This is a genomic window from Pedobacter polysacchareus (genome assembly GCF_019802255.1).
GTDB lineage: Bacteria > Bacteroidota > Bacteroidia > Sphingobacteriales > Sphingobacteriaceae > Pedobacter > Pedobacter polysacchareus.
The window spans coordinates 393,761-410,610 of sequence record NZ_JAHYSS010000005.1 but is presented as its reverse complement, the minus strand read 5'-3'; the positions used below and the strand labels follow the sequence as shown (position 1 = coordinate 410,610).

The 16,850-nt window shown below is 41.8% G+C and carries 8 protein-coding genes; 5 read left to right on the top strand and 3 right to left on the bottom strand.

The window, feature by feature from the left end; genetic code table 11:
* Positions 1 to 161: 161 nt before the first annotated feature.
* Positions 162 to 386, bottom strand: a complete 225-nt coding sequence (locus tag K7X70_RS16330) for a CDGSH iron-sulfur domain-containing protein (RefSeq protein WP_187666429.1) — start codon at positions 384 to 386, stop codon at positions 162 to 164.
* A 412-nt stretch (positions 387 to 798) separates the two neighbouring features.
* On the opposite strand from K7X70_RS16330, the gene K7X70_RS16325 reads away from it, so the two are divergent.
* The 4 genes from K7X70_RS16325 (at position 799) to K7X70_RS16310 (ending at position 13,998) form a co-directional block, all read left to right on the top strand.
* Positions 799 to 984, top strand: coding sequence for a hypothetical protein (locus K7X70_RS16325; RefSeq protein WP_231635066.1), 186 nt, complete (start codon positions 799 to 801; stop codon positions 982 to 984).
* A 385-nt stretch (positions 985 to 1,369) separates the two neighbouring features.
* Positions 1,370 to 8,032: a polyketide synthase gene (locus K7X70_RS16320; protein WP_255607324.1), complete on the top strand. Its 6,663-nt coding sequence runs from the start codon at positions 1,370 to 1,372 to the stop codon at positions 8,030 to 8,032.
* A gap of 12 nt (positions 8,033 to 8,044) precedes the next feature.
* Entirely contained in the window at positions 8,045 to 13,273 is a 5,229-nt protein-coding gene (locus K7X70_RS16315) for a non-ribosomal peptide synthetase (RefSeq protein WP_222538054.1), read from the top strand.
* Positions 13,273 to 13,998 (top strand): 4'-phosphopantetheinyl transferase family protein, encoded by a 726-nt coding sequence (locus tag K7X70_RS16310; RefSeq protein ID WP_222538053.1) that lies wholly within the window; start codon positions 13,273 to 13,275, stop codon positions 13,996 to 13,998. Before K7X70_RS16315 ends, K7X70_RS16310 begins: the two co-directional genes overlap by 1 nt.
* Before the next feature lie 56 nt (positions 13,999 to 14,054).
* On the opposite strand, the gene K7X70_RS16305 is transcribed toward K7X70_RS16310, so the two are convergent.
* Positions 14,055 to 15,221 (bottom strand): glycosyltransferase family 2 protein, encoded by a 1,167-nt coding sequence (locus K7X70_RS16305; RefSeq protein WP_222538052.1) that lies wholly within the window; start codon positions 15,219 to 15,221, stop codon positions 14,055 to 14,057.
* 5 nt (positions 15,222 to 15,226) lie between these two features.
* Positions 15,227 to 16,138 carry a glycosyltransferase family 2 protein gene (locus K7X70_RS16300; RefSeq protein ID WP_222538051.1) on the bottom strand — a complete coding sequence of 304 codons (912 nt, stop codon included), beginning with the start codon at positions 16,136 to 16,138 and terminating at the stop codon, positions 15,227 to 15,229.
* A 138-nt stretch (positions 16,139 to 16,276) separates the two neighbouring features.
* On the opposite strand from K7X70_RS16300, the gene K7X70_RS16295 reads away from it, so the two are divergent.
* A complete protein-coding gene (locus tag K7X70_RS16295) occupies positions 16,277 to 16,801 on the top strand; it encodes a hypothetical protein (protein WP_222538050.1) in 525 nt (174 codons plus the stop codon).
* Positions 16,802 to 16,850: the final 49 nt, after the last annotated feature.

Genomic DNA, 16,850 nt, shown 5'->3' with positions numbered 1-16,850 from the left:
CTAGGGCCAAATGCCCCGCCAGCCCCAATTTAAAGCCTTGCTAAAGAACTAGCAAGGCTGAACACAGTTAAACCCAATATCCAACAGTATTCCTACTAACGCAAAAAGGGTGCTCAAACCTAATTGAACACCCTTTTTTATAATTTTTGATGATTCCCTGCTTATACTTTTTTCGGAGGAAGTGCGAATGCTACGGCTTCATGCTCAAAATGACCACGGTGAGCACCATCACAGAAAGGTTTGTTAGCAGATAATCCACAACGGCAGATCGACAAGGCTGTTCTACCTTGCAAATTGTATTCATTTCCCTGCATATCTACAATTTCAAAGTCCCCTTCGATCTTTACAGATCCGTTGTTATTTATGGTTAGTTTTGTTTTTGACATCTTTTAAATTTTTGACAAAAATAGAAATTGAAAGCTCAAAAGAGGCTAGAGAATGCAATTTAGATTCATTCATATTAAGCATCAAAAGGCGTTTAAACACCTGCTTTCTTCAAGAACCATCATTTTACCGCTCAGAGAATTGATTATGAACATAAAATTGTTTATATTTGCATGAAACGGGATATCATTACAACTATTCTCTTTCTACTTACCCACTAATCAATTCGATTGATTAGGTTTCAATTTCTCCAGGTTGCTGATCCGTTGCCTCCCGAGAATTAAATTACATTCTAGCCATTATTGATCCATAGGGGACTCAGGTAATCAGGCATTAAAGAATAGGTAAAACCAGAGGAGAAGGTTATTTTTTAACTAATACATTGAATTTATGGCTAAATCTCAGGCTACCTTCATGAAGAAGCAACTAGAAAAAAACAGGCAGAAGAAAAAAGAAGATAAAGAACATCGCAAGCAAGAGCGTCAACAAAATTCTACTGGTGGTGATCTAGAAAGCATGATGGCTTATGTGAATGAATTCGGAGAGATTGTATCTACTCCACCGGAAAAGGCACCAGAAAAAGGACCCGAAAAGAAATAAAAAAATAAGAGAGCTGCTGTTTAGCGGCTTTTTTTGTACACTATTGGGTACACTACACCACAATATCAGGCATTAATCCACGTTAATCTACCTTCCTGTTTAATAAGCGGGAATTTTTTTCTTTTTTTACAAAAAAAATTACGGCCCTGCATTTCATTCCTTTTCCTAAAAGGAGGCCATATTCACAGACAATCAGACCTTGCTATTTACTAACGTACACGCAGTTACTCCTGCTGCATACTCCTCAGGCATTTATTTGCCTGAAAATAAACCGGCTATTTTAGTATTTTTGATCATGGCAGAATGTATAATTTCCATCAATCTTATTAATTTTAAAAAAATAAGCCTGTTTTTTGCTGAATAATCAAATATTAAAAGAGATTAAATGTCAATCGATATGAATAGCCTCTCCCATTTTACGGATAGAAATACCATTCTGGACTTATTTTCTGAACAGGTCAAAAAAGCGCCCCATCATTCTGCAGTCGTATTTGAGGATCATGCCCTAAGTTATCAGGAACTGGATCAGCTTTCGAATCGCCTTGCCCATTATTTAATAGGTAAAGGTATAACTAAAGAAAGCCTCATCCCTATCTGCCTGAATAGCCCTTTAAATATGCTCATCAGTATTTTAGGCATTTTCAAAGCCGGAGCTGCCTATGTTCCTGTTGATGCAGAATTTCCGGTGGCACGTATGAAATATATGGTTCAGGATAGCCATGCGGCAATGGTCATTACGGATTTGATGTCTTTACCTTTTCTATCTGCAGCCTCAGGATTACCAATTTTACTGGTGGACGATGAGTGGAGCATCACGGCTGAATTTTCAAACGATGCTATCGAGATTGCTGTTTCTCCAGATCAGATTGCTTATGTCATCTATACTTCAGGCTCTACAGGAGTTCCTAAAGGGGTATTGATTGAACATCATTCTTTAACAGATTATATACTTGGCTTAGCTGCTCATTTACCCCTATCCAACTGTAAAAACTATGCAGTAGGTGCCACTATGGCTACCGACCTTGGAAATACCGTAATATTTAGCGCTTTAGCCCTTGGCGGCACCTTACACCTTTTCAGTAAAGAAAACTTTAATACCCCTGAATATATCCATCCTTATTTCAAGGATCAGGCGATAGACTGTCTGAAAATTGTACCATCCCACTGGAAGTCACTGGCGCTAGATGGCATTGATTTAATGCCTGCAAAACTGCTGATATTTGGGGGCGAAGCATTGAGTGCCAGCATGGTTAACGAAATCAACAGTCCCCTATCTAATACCTGCCGCATGGTAAACCACTATGGTCCTACAGAAACCACCATTGGAAAACTGCTGCACCTGATTAATGAAAACACCGAATATCAACATACCATCCCAATTGGCAAGCCCTTTAGTGATGCAAAAGTATATGTGCTCAATGCCGAACTTCAGGAGGCTGGAACCGATGAACCAGGAGAAATCTATATAGGTGGCTCTGGTTTGGCACGTGGCTATTTGAACCGCCCGGAACTCACTGCAGAACGTTTTGTAAAAGATTTCATTTCCAATGAACCCGGAGCACGTTTATACCTGACCGGCGATCTTGGTAAAAAACGTGCAGATGGAGAGATTGAATACCTGGGTCGTATTGATGATCAGGTGAAAATCAGAGGCTACAGAATTGAGCTCGGAGAGATTGAAAGCATTCTGCAAACTGCCCCAGGCATCAAACAAGGTGTCATTCTGGCGAGAGAAAATCAGCTGGGTGATAAAAGACTGATTGCTTATGTAGTGGTTCATGAAAACTACGACAAGAAAACGCTGATCAGCTATTTAGAAAGCAAACTACCTAATTATATGGTGCCACAGCTGATTGTACAGCTGGAAGCCTTACCTTTTAGTCCGAATGGAAAAGTGAATAAAGCCGCTTTACCTGATCCAGATGTGACCAGCCTATTGAGCAATCCCTATCAAGCGCCCAATTATGAGAGAGAAAATCAGATTTCAGAAATCTGGAAGGAAATTCTTGGCCTGAGTAGAGTTGGTATTGAAGATAACTTTTTTGAGCTTGGAGGCAATTCCCTGCTGGCTCAAAAATCCATTGCCTTATTAAAAACCCGTCATGGTATACATCTGGCGATCACCAGACTTTATCAGTTTCCAATTATAAAAGACCTTGCTGCCTTTCTCGATGGAAAGGAAAGCCTGACTACTTTTAAGAAGAGTAACATTTTAGCCAATGAGGACCGCGATATTGCGGTAATTGGTATGAGCGGTCGTTTTCCAGGTGCAGATGGCGTAGCTGAACTTTGGGAACTCCTGAAAGCCGGAAAAGAAAGCACCACCTTTTTTACAGAGGAGGAACTTGATCCGAGCTTTCCTGCAGAAATCAGGAATCATCCTGATTATGTAAAAGCACGAGGAATTGTAAAAGAGGTACAGGGCTTTGATGCCGCATTCTTTGGCATTACACCAAAGCTTGCTGAGCTAATGGACCCGCAGCAGCGTATATTTTTAGAAATTGCCTGGCAGGTATTGGAAAAAACCGGCTATGCAGCTGGCAATTACGAAGGGCCAACCGGTGTTTTTGCCGGCGTCCGTGTGAATACCTATTATGCCAATAATGTATTGCCCAATTCAGATCTGATCGACAATGTAGGCAGGTTCCAGGTGGTAACCGTCAATGATAAAGATTATGTGGCTACCAGAACCGCTTACACCTTCAATCTAAAAGGACCGGCAGTCAACGTTCAATCTGCCTGTTCTACTTCCCTACTGGCCGTTGCACAAGCCGTACAGAGCATTAGAAGCGGGCAATGCGAAATGGCACTTGCCGGTGGCGCCACCATTAATGCTCCAGTGAATGTAGGCCATCTTTATGAAGAAGGTGCTATGCTGAGCAATGACGGTCATTGCCGGCCATTCGATGCCGCAGCCGAAGGCACTGTTTTTAGTGATGGTGCTGGCGTTGTTTTATTGAAAAGCAAAGCTGCGGCATTAAGAGATGGAGATCAGATCTACGCCTTAATTAAAGGGATAGGAATTAGCAACGACGGTGGTGGCAAAGGCAGTTTTACCGCACCAAGTGCAGAAGGACAGGCTGCTGCCATTAGAATGGCCATTGATGATGCAGGTGTTGATCCAGCAAAGATCAGCTATATAGAAACCCATGGCACTGCAACTCCATTAGGTGATCCGATAGAAATTGAAGGATTAAACCTGGCTTTTGGTCTGCAGGAAAAGAAACAATACTGTGCGATTGGATCGGTAAAAAGCAATTTCGGCCACCTGACCTGTGCGGCAGGCGTTACCGGATTGATTAAAGCTAGTCTGGCCCTTTATCACCAGCAGATTCCTGCCAGTATAAATTATGAACATGCAAATCCGAATATAGACTTTGAGAACAGCCCTTTTATTGTAAATACAAGGCTGACGGACTGGGGAGGCCAACATCGCCTTGCAGGAGTCAGCTCGTTTGGCGTTGGCGGTACCAATGTGCATATCATTCTGGAATCACACGCCAATCAGGTTTCGGCGAGCCCAATTGCTGGCCCTTCTCGCCCATTGCAACTGATCAGCTGGTCTGCTAAAAACGAACAGAGTTTAAATCAATATGGAGAAAAGCTTGCAGCCTACCTGGCCAATGATTCTGATTTAGCCCTTCCAGACATTGCCTACACTTTAAACCAACATAGAAAATCATTTCCATTCCGAAGATTTGTACTGGCTGCAGATCTGGAATCCCTTAAAATAGAACTGGGCAATAGCTTAGCTGCTGGACAAACCAAGAAAAACCCTGGAACCATCAGAGAAGTGGTTTTCACATTCCCCGGACAAGGGGCACAATTCCCAGGCATGGGAAAAGCACTATATGACCATGAACCTGTGTTTCGCATGGCGATGGAGGAATGTAATGCGATTTTGATGCCTAAATTACAGGAAAGCCTTTTAGACATTATCTATCCTCAGGAAATCAACCAGGCCGCGGAAGAGCAGTTGAAAAACACGAAATATAGTCAGCCAGCCTTGTTTATGATCGGCTATGCTTTGGGTAAATTATGGATGAGCTGGGGTGTTTTACCTTCCGCTTTCATTGGTCATAGCATTGGGGAATTTGCAGCCGCGCATTTTGCGGGTGTCCTCAGCCTGCCCGACGCTTTAAACATCATCGCCACGCGGGGACAGCTCATGAGTGAGCTTCCTGGTGGAAGTATGCTTTCGGTACGTGAAAAAGCAGAGACATTAAGACCCTTGCTTCCAGCCGAAATTGCTATTGCGGCCATCAATTCCCCAGACCTTTGTGTATTGGCAGGACCGGATGATGCCATTGCCGCATTTAGTGTCTTGTTAAATGAAAAAGAAATCGCCAACAGGTTACTGCATACCAGTCATGCTTTCCATTCTTATATGATGGATCCTGTGCTGGAACCTTTCACAAAAGAGCTGCTGCAATTGAAGTTCAATGCTCCGCTGATCCCTATCTATTCGACTGTAAAAGGGAGAAAAATGACAGATCAGGAGGCTACGGATCCTACATATTGGGCAAACCATCTTCGTTCGTCTGTCTTATTTGACGATGCTGCAGCTGAATTACTAGCAGAAAACCCTGGAAAAGCATTTATTGAAATGGGACCTGGCAATGCCACCGCCACATTTTTACGTCAGCAGCCACAAGGAAAAAACAACCTGATCATTAGTTCCCTGGAAATGCCAAAAGACCAGGAATCAGCTTACCATAGCTTATTAAAGGCATTTGGCCAGCTTTGGCTAAATGGATACCAACCTGATTGGACTGCATTTTATAAAGAAGAAAAACGCATCAGGTTAGTTGACCTGCCTACATACGCCTTTAATAAAATAAAATACTGGGTCGAAGCGCCTGTTTCAACCAATTTTAATGCTCCTTTTACTTTTAATCCAGTAGAAGAAAGCCAAATTTCATCAAACCAACAAACTACAGCAGTAATGAGAAAGCAATCCTTAATTAGTCAGATCAAAGACATTCTGGAAAACACTTCAGGAATCGATATGCAGGACGCTTCTGCGGAGATGAGCTTTATAGAAATGGGATTAGATTCCCTGCTGTTAACCCAGATTGCAATTGCTTTAAAGAAGAGTTTCCAAGTACCGGTTACTTTTCGCCAGTTGAATGAGGAGTTTAGTAATCTGGAATTACTGGCCAATTATCTTGACCAGCAATTGCCTCCTGAAAATGCTACAGCTGTGTCCTCAGCTAGTATTGCTCCTCCAACGGCTCCAGCAGTAAATTCATGGAATACCTCCTCAAATGGAAACCATGTAGGATATCACCCGCAAAATTCTGTTGCTGCGATAGATTTGATCAGTCAGCAAATCCAATTATTGGCTAGACAAGTCGCTTTATTGCAAGGCAGCCCTGCTCCGATTGCGCAAAACAGCGTATCTGTGATGGTGACTCCTCCTGTACCGCCACAAGAGGCGCTGACATTGAGGAATGGAAAAACTCCGGACTTAACACCGGAAGAGTTGGTAGAAATTAAAAAACCTTTTGGTGCCAGTCCGAAAATAGAGAAACAATCTGCGGCCTTAAGCCCCGCACAGCAAGCCTATTTGGACGACCTGACCGCCCGTTATACACAAAAGACTGCATCCAGCAAGCGCTATACCCAGGAAAACAGGTCGCACATGGCCGATCCAAGGGTTGTTTCCGGATTTAAACCGGCAACTAAAGAACTGGTTTATTCTATTGTAATCAATAAATCTAAAGGCAGCAAATTCTGGGATCTGGATGGAAACGAGTATATCGATGCCCTCAATGGATTCGGTTCAAATATGCTGGGGTATCAGCCTGATGTCATTAAAAATGCCTTGCTGGATCAAATTGAAAAGGGTTATGAAATTGGTCCGCAGCATGAGCTTGCCGGAGAAGTGAGTAAATTGATTTGTGAGTTTACTGATTTCGACCGTTCTGCACTTTGTAATACGGGTTCGGAAGCAGTTTTGGGGGCCATGAGAATTGCACGTACTGTAACTGGCCGTTCCTTAATTGTTGCTTTTACCGGTTCCTACCATGGAATTGTGGATGAAGTGATTGTGAGAGGCAGTAAAAAATTGAAATCTTTTCCTGCGGCACCAGGTATTATGCCCGAAGCTGTACAAAATATGCTGATTCTGGATTATGGAACGGACGAATCGTTAAGGATTATCAAGGAACGCGCGCATGAGCTTGCTGCTGTATTGGTAGAGCCAGTGCAGAGCCGGAGACCGGAATTTCAGCCGATTGCCTTTTTGAAATCGCTGAGAACCCTGACTGAAGAAGCTGGGACGGCCTTAATTTTTGATGAGGTTATTTCCGGCTTCCGTTTCCACCCTCGCGGTACACAAGGACTATTTGACATCAAGGCTGATCTGGGTACTTACGGAAAAGTAGCTGGAGCAGGAATTTCAATTGGGATAATTGCCGGAAAGAGGAAGTTTATGGATGCACTGGATGGTGGTTTCTGGCAATATGGTGATGACTCTATTCCTGAAATTGGCGTCACCTATTTTGCAGGTACTTTTGTACGTCATCCATTGGCATTGGCTACAGCTAAAGCTTCTTTGACCTATATGAAGGAACAAGGTCCGGGATTACAGTCGGGCTTAAATGATCAAACAAAATACATTGCGGATACTTTAAACGCCATCATTAAGAAACTGGATGTTCCGATGTTTATTGCGCAGTTTGGTTCTTTATGGCGAGTTAAGTTCTTAGAAGACTATGCCTATACGGAGTTGTTCTTTACGCTAATGCGTTTAAAAGGCATCCATATATTGGAAGGATTTTCTTGCTTCCTGACCACTGCTCATAGTCAGGGCGACATTGACAAGATCATTAACAGTTTCGAAGACAGCCTGATGGAGCTTAAAAAGGCTGGATTTATTCCGATATATAGCCATCCTGCAGAAACGGAAAAAATACCGGCAAAAATGGATATATTTAATAGTCCGCCAGTACCAAATGCCAGATTGGGGAAAGATAAAGAAGGTAACCCAGCTTGGTTTGTTGAGGATGAAAAGAATCCAGGGAAATATCTTCAGGTAAATTAAACAAGAAATTTAATGTCTTTATATACTTTTATACCAGTTGATTTTGACCCCTTTGAAGAAAAGAAGGAGATTGAAAAGATTGTGTTCACGAATGAGCCACAGAAAGAAATCTGGCTGTCCTGCATGATTGGGGAAGCAGCAGCAAATCTGGCTTACAATGAATCTGTTTCTTTGGATCTTGAGGGTGCGTTTCAGCTGGATCATTTTACTGCTGCATTACAAGAAGTGGTGGATAGACATGAGGCCCTACGTGCTACCGTAAGTCCGAATGGAGAAACGCTGATCATCTATAAAACATTGCCAATTGCGCTTACAGTTTTTGATATTACTCAGGAAAGCGATCAGAAGTTGGTACTGAATGGCTTTATTGAACAGGAAATGCAGCTCATTTTTGACTTACAGGAAGGCCCATTGCTGCGATTGTTTGTACATCAACTTAGCGAGACCCATCATTTTTTTACGATTGTTAAACACCATATTATTAGTGATGGCTGGTCTACCGGAGTATTTCTGGAAGACCTGAGTAAAATTTACAATTCAAAAGTTCAGGGTAAAGCCCTAGCTCTTAGTCCTGCCCCTCAAATCAGCGATTATGCTGCTGAAATGATGGCTTTTGAGCATAGTCCGGAATACCAGGAAACTTTGAATTACTGGCTGGATCTGTATCGTGACCATGTCCCGGTCTTGGATCTTCCTACGGATTTCCCAAGACCGGCACTCCGAACCTATAAAGCATCACGGTTTGACCTGCATCTTTCTAAAGAAATGGTGGCACAGCTGAAAAAGATGGGGGCAACATCAGGCGCCAGCTTGGTAAATACCCTCCTGAGTGCTTTTGAGGTATTCTTATACCTGCAAACCCATCAACAGGAACTGGTAGTCGGGCTTCCTGCTGCCGGACAAGCGGCAACAGAGAAATTCGGTTTGGTTGGCCATTGTGTGAACCTACTTCCTTTAAAAACAAGGATTGATCCGGATGTATCATTCGGCAGCTACCTAAAGAACAGGAAAAAAGCTTTTTTTGATGCTTATGACCATCAGAAGTTCACTTTTGGGCAATTGGTAAAAGCACTGAATATACCAAGAGACCCTTCCAGGGTTCCACTGGTTCCAGTAGTTTTCAATATTGACATGGGCATGGACAATTCGGTGTCCTTTGATCAATTGAGTTATGAGCTGATTTCTAATCCAAGAGCTTATGAGACATTTGAGCTATTTTTAAATGCGACCAGTTCTAAAAATGGACTTACTTTAGAATGGACTTATAATACCCAGCTTTTTACTGCAGCTACCATGGAGCAGATGGCCAGGGATTTTGAAAAGCTGCTGAAAGAATTTGTTGCAGACCCGACCAAAACCATACAGGCGCATAGCCTGGCCAATTCGGAGCAATGGCTAGCTCAACTGAAGCAATGGAACCAAACGGATGTTGATTTCGACAGTGATGCGAATTTATTGCAATTGGTGGAAGCGGCCGCTTTAAAATTCCATGATCAGAAAGCGATTACTTTTAAAAAGGAAAAATTGACCTATCAGGACCTGATAGATAGGGTTCATCAGTTTGCTTCCTATTTACAGGATAAGGGGATCAAAACCGGCGATATTGTTGCGATTGCGAGTGACCGTTCTATAGAGATGGTGATTGGTTTATTGGCAATCCTTAAGGTTGGCGGAGTCTATCTGCCATTGGATCCGGATTTCCCGCATGATCGGATTGTGTATATGCTGGAGGACTCCAAGGCAAAAATGCTATTGGTTTCCAAGGCGCATCAAGGTAAATATGAGTCTGAATCGGAAGAGTTAGTCATAGAAGATCTTTGGCCGTCCTTAGCGCATTGTCCGACTAAAAGCTGGACAGTTCCACTTTCTGGTACTGATCTGGCCTATATATTATATACGTCTGGCTCCACAGGAAAACCTAAGGGGGTAAAGATCATGCATGCTAACCTCGTTAATTTCCTACTCAGCATGCAATCCCTTCCAGGAATTAGTCCTTTGGATCGTTTACTGGCCATCACCACAATTTCTTTTGACATTGCAGGCCTGGAATTGTACTTGCCGCTGATTACCGGTGCAGAATTGGTTTTATGTGATACGGAAAGTTCCAGAGACGGGCGCTTACTGTTAGATCTGATTCGGGAGCATCAGATTACGATCATGCAGGCCACTCCTTCTACCTGGAGAATGATGATTGCATCAGGTTGGACAAGTTCGATTAATTTAAAGGTATTGTGTGGTGGAGAAGGACTCCCTAAAGACCTGGCTAATGCATTGCTATTGCGATGTTCGTCCTTATGGAATATGTATGGGCCTACGGAAACGACCATCTGGTCGACTGTAAAAGAGATTACAAAAGATGATGAGCTGATCAGTATTGGCAGACCGATACACAACACCAGTATCTATCTGGTAAATGAAACCGGACAATTGGTTCCTCCGGGAAATATCGGGGAAATTTTAATTGGTGGTGCGGGGTTGGCCGCTGGTTATTTGAATCAGCCGGAGCTAACCGCCGAAAAATTTATTAAGGATACTTTTAGTGGAAAGGCTGGCAGCAGACTTTATAAAACTGGCGATCTCGGGAAGTTTACTGAAGATGGGGAAATTATCTGCCTGGGCAGGTCTGATCAACAGGTAAAAATCCGTGGTCACCGGATAGAGCTTGGGGAAATTGAAAATTGCTTAAGCGAGCTGAAAGATGTAAAACAAGCAGTTGTATTGGCCAGAGCAGACCAATTGTCTGAACCCCGACTGGTTGCTTATGTAGTTCCAGAAGATTTGGAATCCAAAAATACCACGCCTTCCTGGAAAGACCGATGGGATACCATTTACGATATGGCCGCACAATCATCAGCAGGAAAAGCGGAATCGGAACAAAAGATTGATGGTATTTTGCTGGAACAATGGAAAAATAGTGATAGCCTGGTAGAACAGGCAGCGGAATGGCTGGAGGTTTCAGCGCAAAGAATTAAGGCATTAAAAGCAAAGGATATTTTAGAAATTGGCAGTGGCGGTGGTCAGCTGATGTTTGAACTTGCTCCTTTTGCAACTTCTTATCTGGCCACAGATTATGCAGAAACAGCGATCGGGAAACTACAGCAAAAACTGGATGCACATCCGGAAAAATGGGCTCATGTTACCACAAGAGCTAATGCTGCGGATGATTTCAGTGGGATGAATGGTGCTTCCTTCGACCTGATCCTGATTCACAGTGTGGCCCAATATTTTCCAGACACCAATTACTTTCTCAAAGTGATCGGTTCTGCTTTACAACGTTTAAAAAAAGGCGGCTGTTTGTTTATTGGGGATATGCAAGGCAAAAACAGCCTTACGATGTATCATGCGATGGATTATCTGGCCAATGCAAAAGACAGTACTTCGCTTCCTGATTTTCAGGAAGTAGTGAGCAACCGGGTAAGAATCGAGGATGAGTTTGTAGCTGATCCAGCATTTTTCTATTTATTGCCGAAAATAATGCCAGAAATTTCTGGTGTAGATGTACAATTGAGAAGAGGCTCATCTTTAAATGAGACCACTAAATACCATTATGATGTATGGATTTATGTGAATTCTGATCATAAAACTATAGCTCCAACTCTAACAAAGCACTGGGAAGAGGTAAAAAACATCACTGCGCTGACTGCCTTACTTAAAAAAGAAAGCGCAGCTTCGATTGCGATAAACGGAGTATTCAATTCGCGGACGGCTAAAGATTACGTCCTGTTTGAATGGATGAAATCGGCCTCAGCGACAGCCTTGGTTGGCGAGATAAAGCAGCAGATGGCAGAACTAGAACAAGGTATTTCCCCTGATGAATTTTGGGATTTAGGTTCCAGGATGGGTTATAATACCCATATCCGCTGGAGTTCCGATGGCACTGATGGCCGTTATGATGTGTTGTTCATTAAGGAGGGAAATTCCTTGCTGATCCCTGAAAATCCGATGGCAGGGCTTTTCCAGACTGCTCAGCCTTCAGATTTTGCGAAGACTCCGATCTCCACAAACGAGCTTTTCCTTTCTAAAAAAACGATTGCGGAATGGAAGGAAATTTTGGGACGTGATCTTCCGGATTATATGGTTCCGAATGATTTCATTGCTTTGAAAGCTTTCCCACTTACCCCTAATCATAAGATTGATAAGAAAGCACTTCCTAAGCCTCAACCAAAGTCAGAAAACCAATGGCAAACGAGGGAATTGCCTCAGAATAAGAATGAGCAGCTGATTTTCGACATCTGGTCGGCGGTGCTTGGCCTGGAATATATGGATACTACTGCCGACTTTTTTGAACTTGGTGGTCACTCTTTACTTGCAGTAAAGGTAATGGCTGCAATTGAAAAGGAAACAGGAAAGAGATTGCCATTAGCCACTCTTTTTGAAAATGCAAACATTCAAAAGCTGGCGAAAAAGCTGAATTCAGATGAACATGAAGCACAATGGGATGCCTTGGTACCCATTAAAACTTCAGGGAGTAAAAATCCATTGTTTATGGTTCATGGCGGTGGATTAAATGTGCTGGTTTTCCAATCTATGAGTAAATACCTGGATGAAGACCAGCCACTTTATGGCTTACAGGCCTTGGGATTAAATCGGGAAACCCCACTTTACAATAGTATTGAGGAAATTGCAGCCGTGTATGTGTCGGAAGTGATAAAGGTACACCCAAAAGGGCCTTATTATTTATCCGGTTATTCTTTGGGTGGTTTTATCGTATATGAGATGGCCAAACAGCTGACAAAAATGGGTAAAGAGGTGAAATTCTTGGGGATTCTTGATACTTATGCTGGAGATGTAGGCAGTTCGGTTCCTAAATCTGTTAAATTATGGAACAAGATAAAGAGACAATTTTATAAAATTCCGTTTATCATCGGTTCCCTTTTCCGTCATCCCGGAGAAACACTGCGTTATCAGTTACAAATGATCAAACGCCGGTTGAGCGATACGAAAGTACCATTGGGCGAGGATTACACCTTGCATTTTAGTCCTTATGAAAAGGAGATTTACAGCAATTATGATCAAGCCCATAACCATTATACTATGGTGACGGAGAATGTAAAAATCAGTCTGTTTACCGTAAAGAAAAGGTTGTATTATCTGGATGACAATCATTCTCTTGGCTGGGCCAAATATGCAAATAAAGGCATAGAACGTCATGATGTTCCAGGTGACCATGAGACATTTTTATACCCTCCAAATAATGAAGAGTTTGCCAGAATTTTACAGGATGCATTAAATAAAATATAATGGAACCAAGCATTGATTACTTGCTGAAGGGGCCGATTGAATGGTTTCCTTATGATGGACAAGCACTGTCTATCAAAGATGGTGTACATATTTTTAAAATTAAGGCCAGCGATTTTTTTAAAAAGATTGACCCAAAAGAGTTATTATCTACAGAGGAACTGGCTAAAGCAGCCAGATTTCTTCATCAGCAGAGCAGGGAAAATTATACTGTCCGCAAATACTTTTTAAGGAAGCTGCTGGCACATTTTATGGGTATTCCTGCAGCCGCAATTGTTTTTCATTTGAAGGAGAATAAAAAGCCTGGGGTGGATGGCTTATTTTTCAATGTGAGCCACTCCAAAGATCTAATTACGATCGCAATGAGTGAAACTTCTATCGGTGTTGACATTGAGTATGTAGACCCATATTTTCAATATAAAGAAGTAATAGATCTTTGTTTTAGTAAAGAAGAACAAGCTATGGTGGACAATTCGGCACTGCCGATCCTGACCTTTTACCTGCTCTGGACCCGGAAAGAGGCCATCGTAAAGGCCACCGGCGAAGGGATTGTAGAACAGCTTCAGAACGTACCTACACGAGGTAGCTCCATTTTTAGAAATGGTGTTGATTATAAGGTAGATAGCTTTTTTGCCACAGAAACCCATTTACTCAGTACTGCTATTCCGATGGATCATCATCAGCAAGTTAAGTTCTGGAATTTGAATAATGGGCTTAGTTTCTTTTAATGATTAGCATCTTCTTTTAGACAAGCCTTTTCCTTTGACGCTTAATTTTTTGATAACTACTTCCTTTTTGACTTTTCCCAGGCTGCACTTTGGTTCTTTTTAAAATACCTGATGATCCCTGCAACCACGGCGTAATTCATCACACAGAAATAATAAGGAATAAATAGGGCTTTGATTCTGATGTTTCTATTTTCAAAATAGAGTCCGATGAGGCTTAAAAGGTAAAAAAGTACCTGGAAGCCAAATAACACCTGATAAAATAATTCACCAGTTTGTACGGCAATTATTCCATTTAAGACAAAAGCCAGGATCAGCAGAAATGGAGTAATGGTCCACCTCAATACCCTATGGCTCAAATATTGAAAAGTAAAGATGGGATTATGAAAAGGATTTGCCGATTTTTTCAGTCTCAAGATGGATTGCATGCCACCCGCAGCAATTCTAATTTTACGTTTTAATTCCTCTTTTACATCTGCAGAAGCCGTTTCCAAAGCGTAGGCATTGGGTTCATAGGCAATGATGTATCCCTTCTCCGCAATACGCATGGCGATCATGTGGTCGTCGATAATGGTATCTGATTCTACGGGCTGGTACAATGCAGTACGAATGCTAAACAGCTCTCCTGCGGCACCTACTCCAGAATACAAGGCATAATCCCATTTTTTCAATAGGGATTCATACTTCCAGTAAAAACCTTCTCCGGCAGAGCTGGCATCAGCAGTTTCCGGTACGAGGATTCTTTTTTCTCCCGCTACCGCTCCTACTTTTGGATTCTGGTAGTGTTTTACCAATTCCAGGATGGCGTCTTTGTTCAAAAAAGTATTGGCATCTGTGAACACAGCGATTTCTCCTTTGATAAATGGAATTGCTCTTTTAATGGCTGCCATTTTACCTTCCCTGGCATCGATGTGCAGCAAGGTGACTTCTGGAAACTGGCGCACCTGATCCGGGGTGCTATCTGAAGAACCATCGGTGGTAAAAATGAACTGCATTTTTTCTTTAGGATAGTTTAGTGCAAGGGTATTTTTGATCTTCTCCCCGATCATTTCTTCCTCATTATAAGCGGCAACCAATAGGCTGACTGTAGGTAATCCCGCATTAGCTTTAAACGAAAAAGGTTTTACAAATAAGTTTTTCAGCTTCAGCAGAAAGTAGAGCACAAAGCCATATCCCACAAATGTATATACGATCAAAAAAATGCTGATCCAGAAGATTATAATCATTAATATTATATTTTAAAACCCAGGTAATTACTTGTTTTGGAATGGCTGAAGTTCCACAATATGCCTTTAAACACCCATTTAACGAGATCTTTCCTACCCTTTTTCAAGTAGATCAGGATTTGTTTTGGGCAGGCAATGCCTATATAAAAACAACTGAAAAGAAGTGTATTGAACCAGCTGGTGTTTCGGCGGATGAAGAGCATTCTGTTCCTGGTCATGAAATAGGTTTTAATACTGCTTTCTTTACCCACACTCATTGATTCTTTGTGATAAATTTTTGTCTGGCCGGTAAACCATATTTTTTTTCCCGCCCGCTTAAACTGTTCACACCAATCTAATTCTTCATAATATAAGAAATAATTATCCGCCATTTGTCCAACTGTGGCAAGGTCTCCCCTTCTGCACATCATGGCCGCCCCGTGGCAAAAAGCGGTCTCCCTGCTCTGTTTCTCATATTGTCCATGATTAATTTCCATATTACCGATCCCTTTATTCCTCGCAGTGAGGTAATTCATCTCCGTAAATCCCGCATACTGAATCGTATCTGGTTGATCATAATAAAGAATAAGTGGAGAAATTATTCCAATTTCAGGATTTTTATCCATGGTTTCCGTTAGCACCTGAATGAGGTTATCGCTGATCTCCGTATCGTTGTTCAATAACAACAAAAACTCGCCTGAAGCGAGGTTAATGCCGATATTATTACCTCCGGCGAAACCTAGATTCTGTTCAGAACGCAGGTATTTCAGGCCTGGATAGGCAGCTAAAAATTCAACGCCATGGTCTACTTTACTCCCATTGTCTACCAAAATAAGTTCAATAGGTAAACCACTGGTATTATTCTTGACTGATTGTAAGAACGCTAGGGTTACCTCGGGTTGGTTAAAATTAACAGAAATTATAGAGGTCAGTTTCATCTGCTGTAAAAGTAGGATTTAGATTGATCATTTTTTAATGAATTAATTTGCAAAAGAACTATAAATGTGCCAGCTTTAATGAAGTTTCCCGAGCTGATGAATGTAATCAATTATATATAGTGCTGATGTAAGCAGGGAATGAGAAATAGAGTCACCATACGTTTTATAAGTAAGGCAATTAAATGCCTGGTGATGGTATTGGTAACTTTTATCGTTTGGCGAGCTGTTCCTTCATCGTTTAAAGAAACACGGCATAGTGTTGTATCCCTAAAACCGATTACACATCCGATCGATCAGGCGCTGAATCACGATTACGAACTGGCTCCGGGATTATACATTCTCCTTCCTCATACCATGGTTTATGAATGTTTAAATCACCATGTACCTAAGCGTACTTTTAAATACAAACTACCCACCCAGACTTTAAAAGTTCTTTATAAAAAAAATCGTGTTGCCGTTCTATATAATAAACCCATCAATCTAACCAGAAAGCAGGTTGATTTACCCTACGGAAACAAAACATTCGATTTAGTCCCTAGAAAAAAGATATGGCAATTACTCAGACAAAATGAGGCCCTTATTCCCCCTTTCCTAATTTCCAGAATGCAGCGCGGTGATTTTAGTCATTCTGATGACCCTTTAGCTAAAGGATCGCTATCTTAGCGCAATACTTACTTTATACTATTGAGTTATGCGCAATTTCTGATTTATT

Excerpts from the sequence above, each read along its gene's own strand:
- K7X70_RS16330 (WP_187666429.1), bottom strand. The coding sequence starts at position 386 with ATGTCAAAAACAAAACTAACCATAAATAACAACGGATCTGTAAAGATC.
- K7X70_RS16325 (WP_231635066.1), top strand. The coding sequence starts at position 799 with ATGAAGAAGCAACTAGAAAAAAACAGGCAGAAGAAAAAAGAAGATAAA.
- K7X70_RS16320 (WP_255607324.1), top strand. The coding sequence starts at position 1,370 with ATGTCAATCGATATGAATAGCCTCTCCCATTTTACGGATAGAAATACC.
- K7X70_RS16315 (WP_222538054.1), top strand. The coding sequence starts at position 8,045 with ATGTCTTTATATACTTTTATACCAGTTGATTTTGACCCCTTTGAAGAA.
- K7X70_RS16310 (WP_222538053.1), top strand. The coding sequence starts at position 13,273 with ATGGAACCAAGCATTGATTACTTGCTGAAGGGGCCGATTGAATGGTTT.
- K7X70_RS16305 (WP_222538052.1), bottom strand. The coding sequence starts at position 15,221 with ATGATTATAATCTTCTGGATCAGCATTTTTTTGATCGTATATACATTT.
- K7X70_RS16300 (WP_222538051.1), bottom strand. The coding sequence starts at position 16,138 with ATGAAACTGACCTCTATAATTTCTGTTAATTTTAACCAACCCGAGGTA.
- K7X70_RS16295 (WP_222538050.1), top strand. The coding sequence starts at position 16,277 with ATGAGAAATAGAGTCACCATACGTTTTATAAGTAAGGCAATTAAATGC.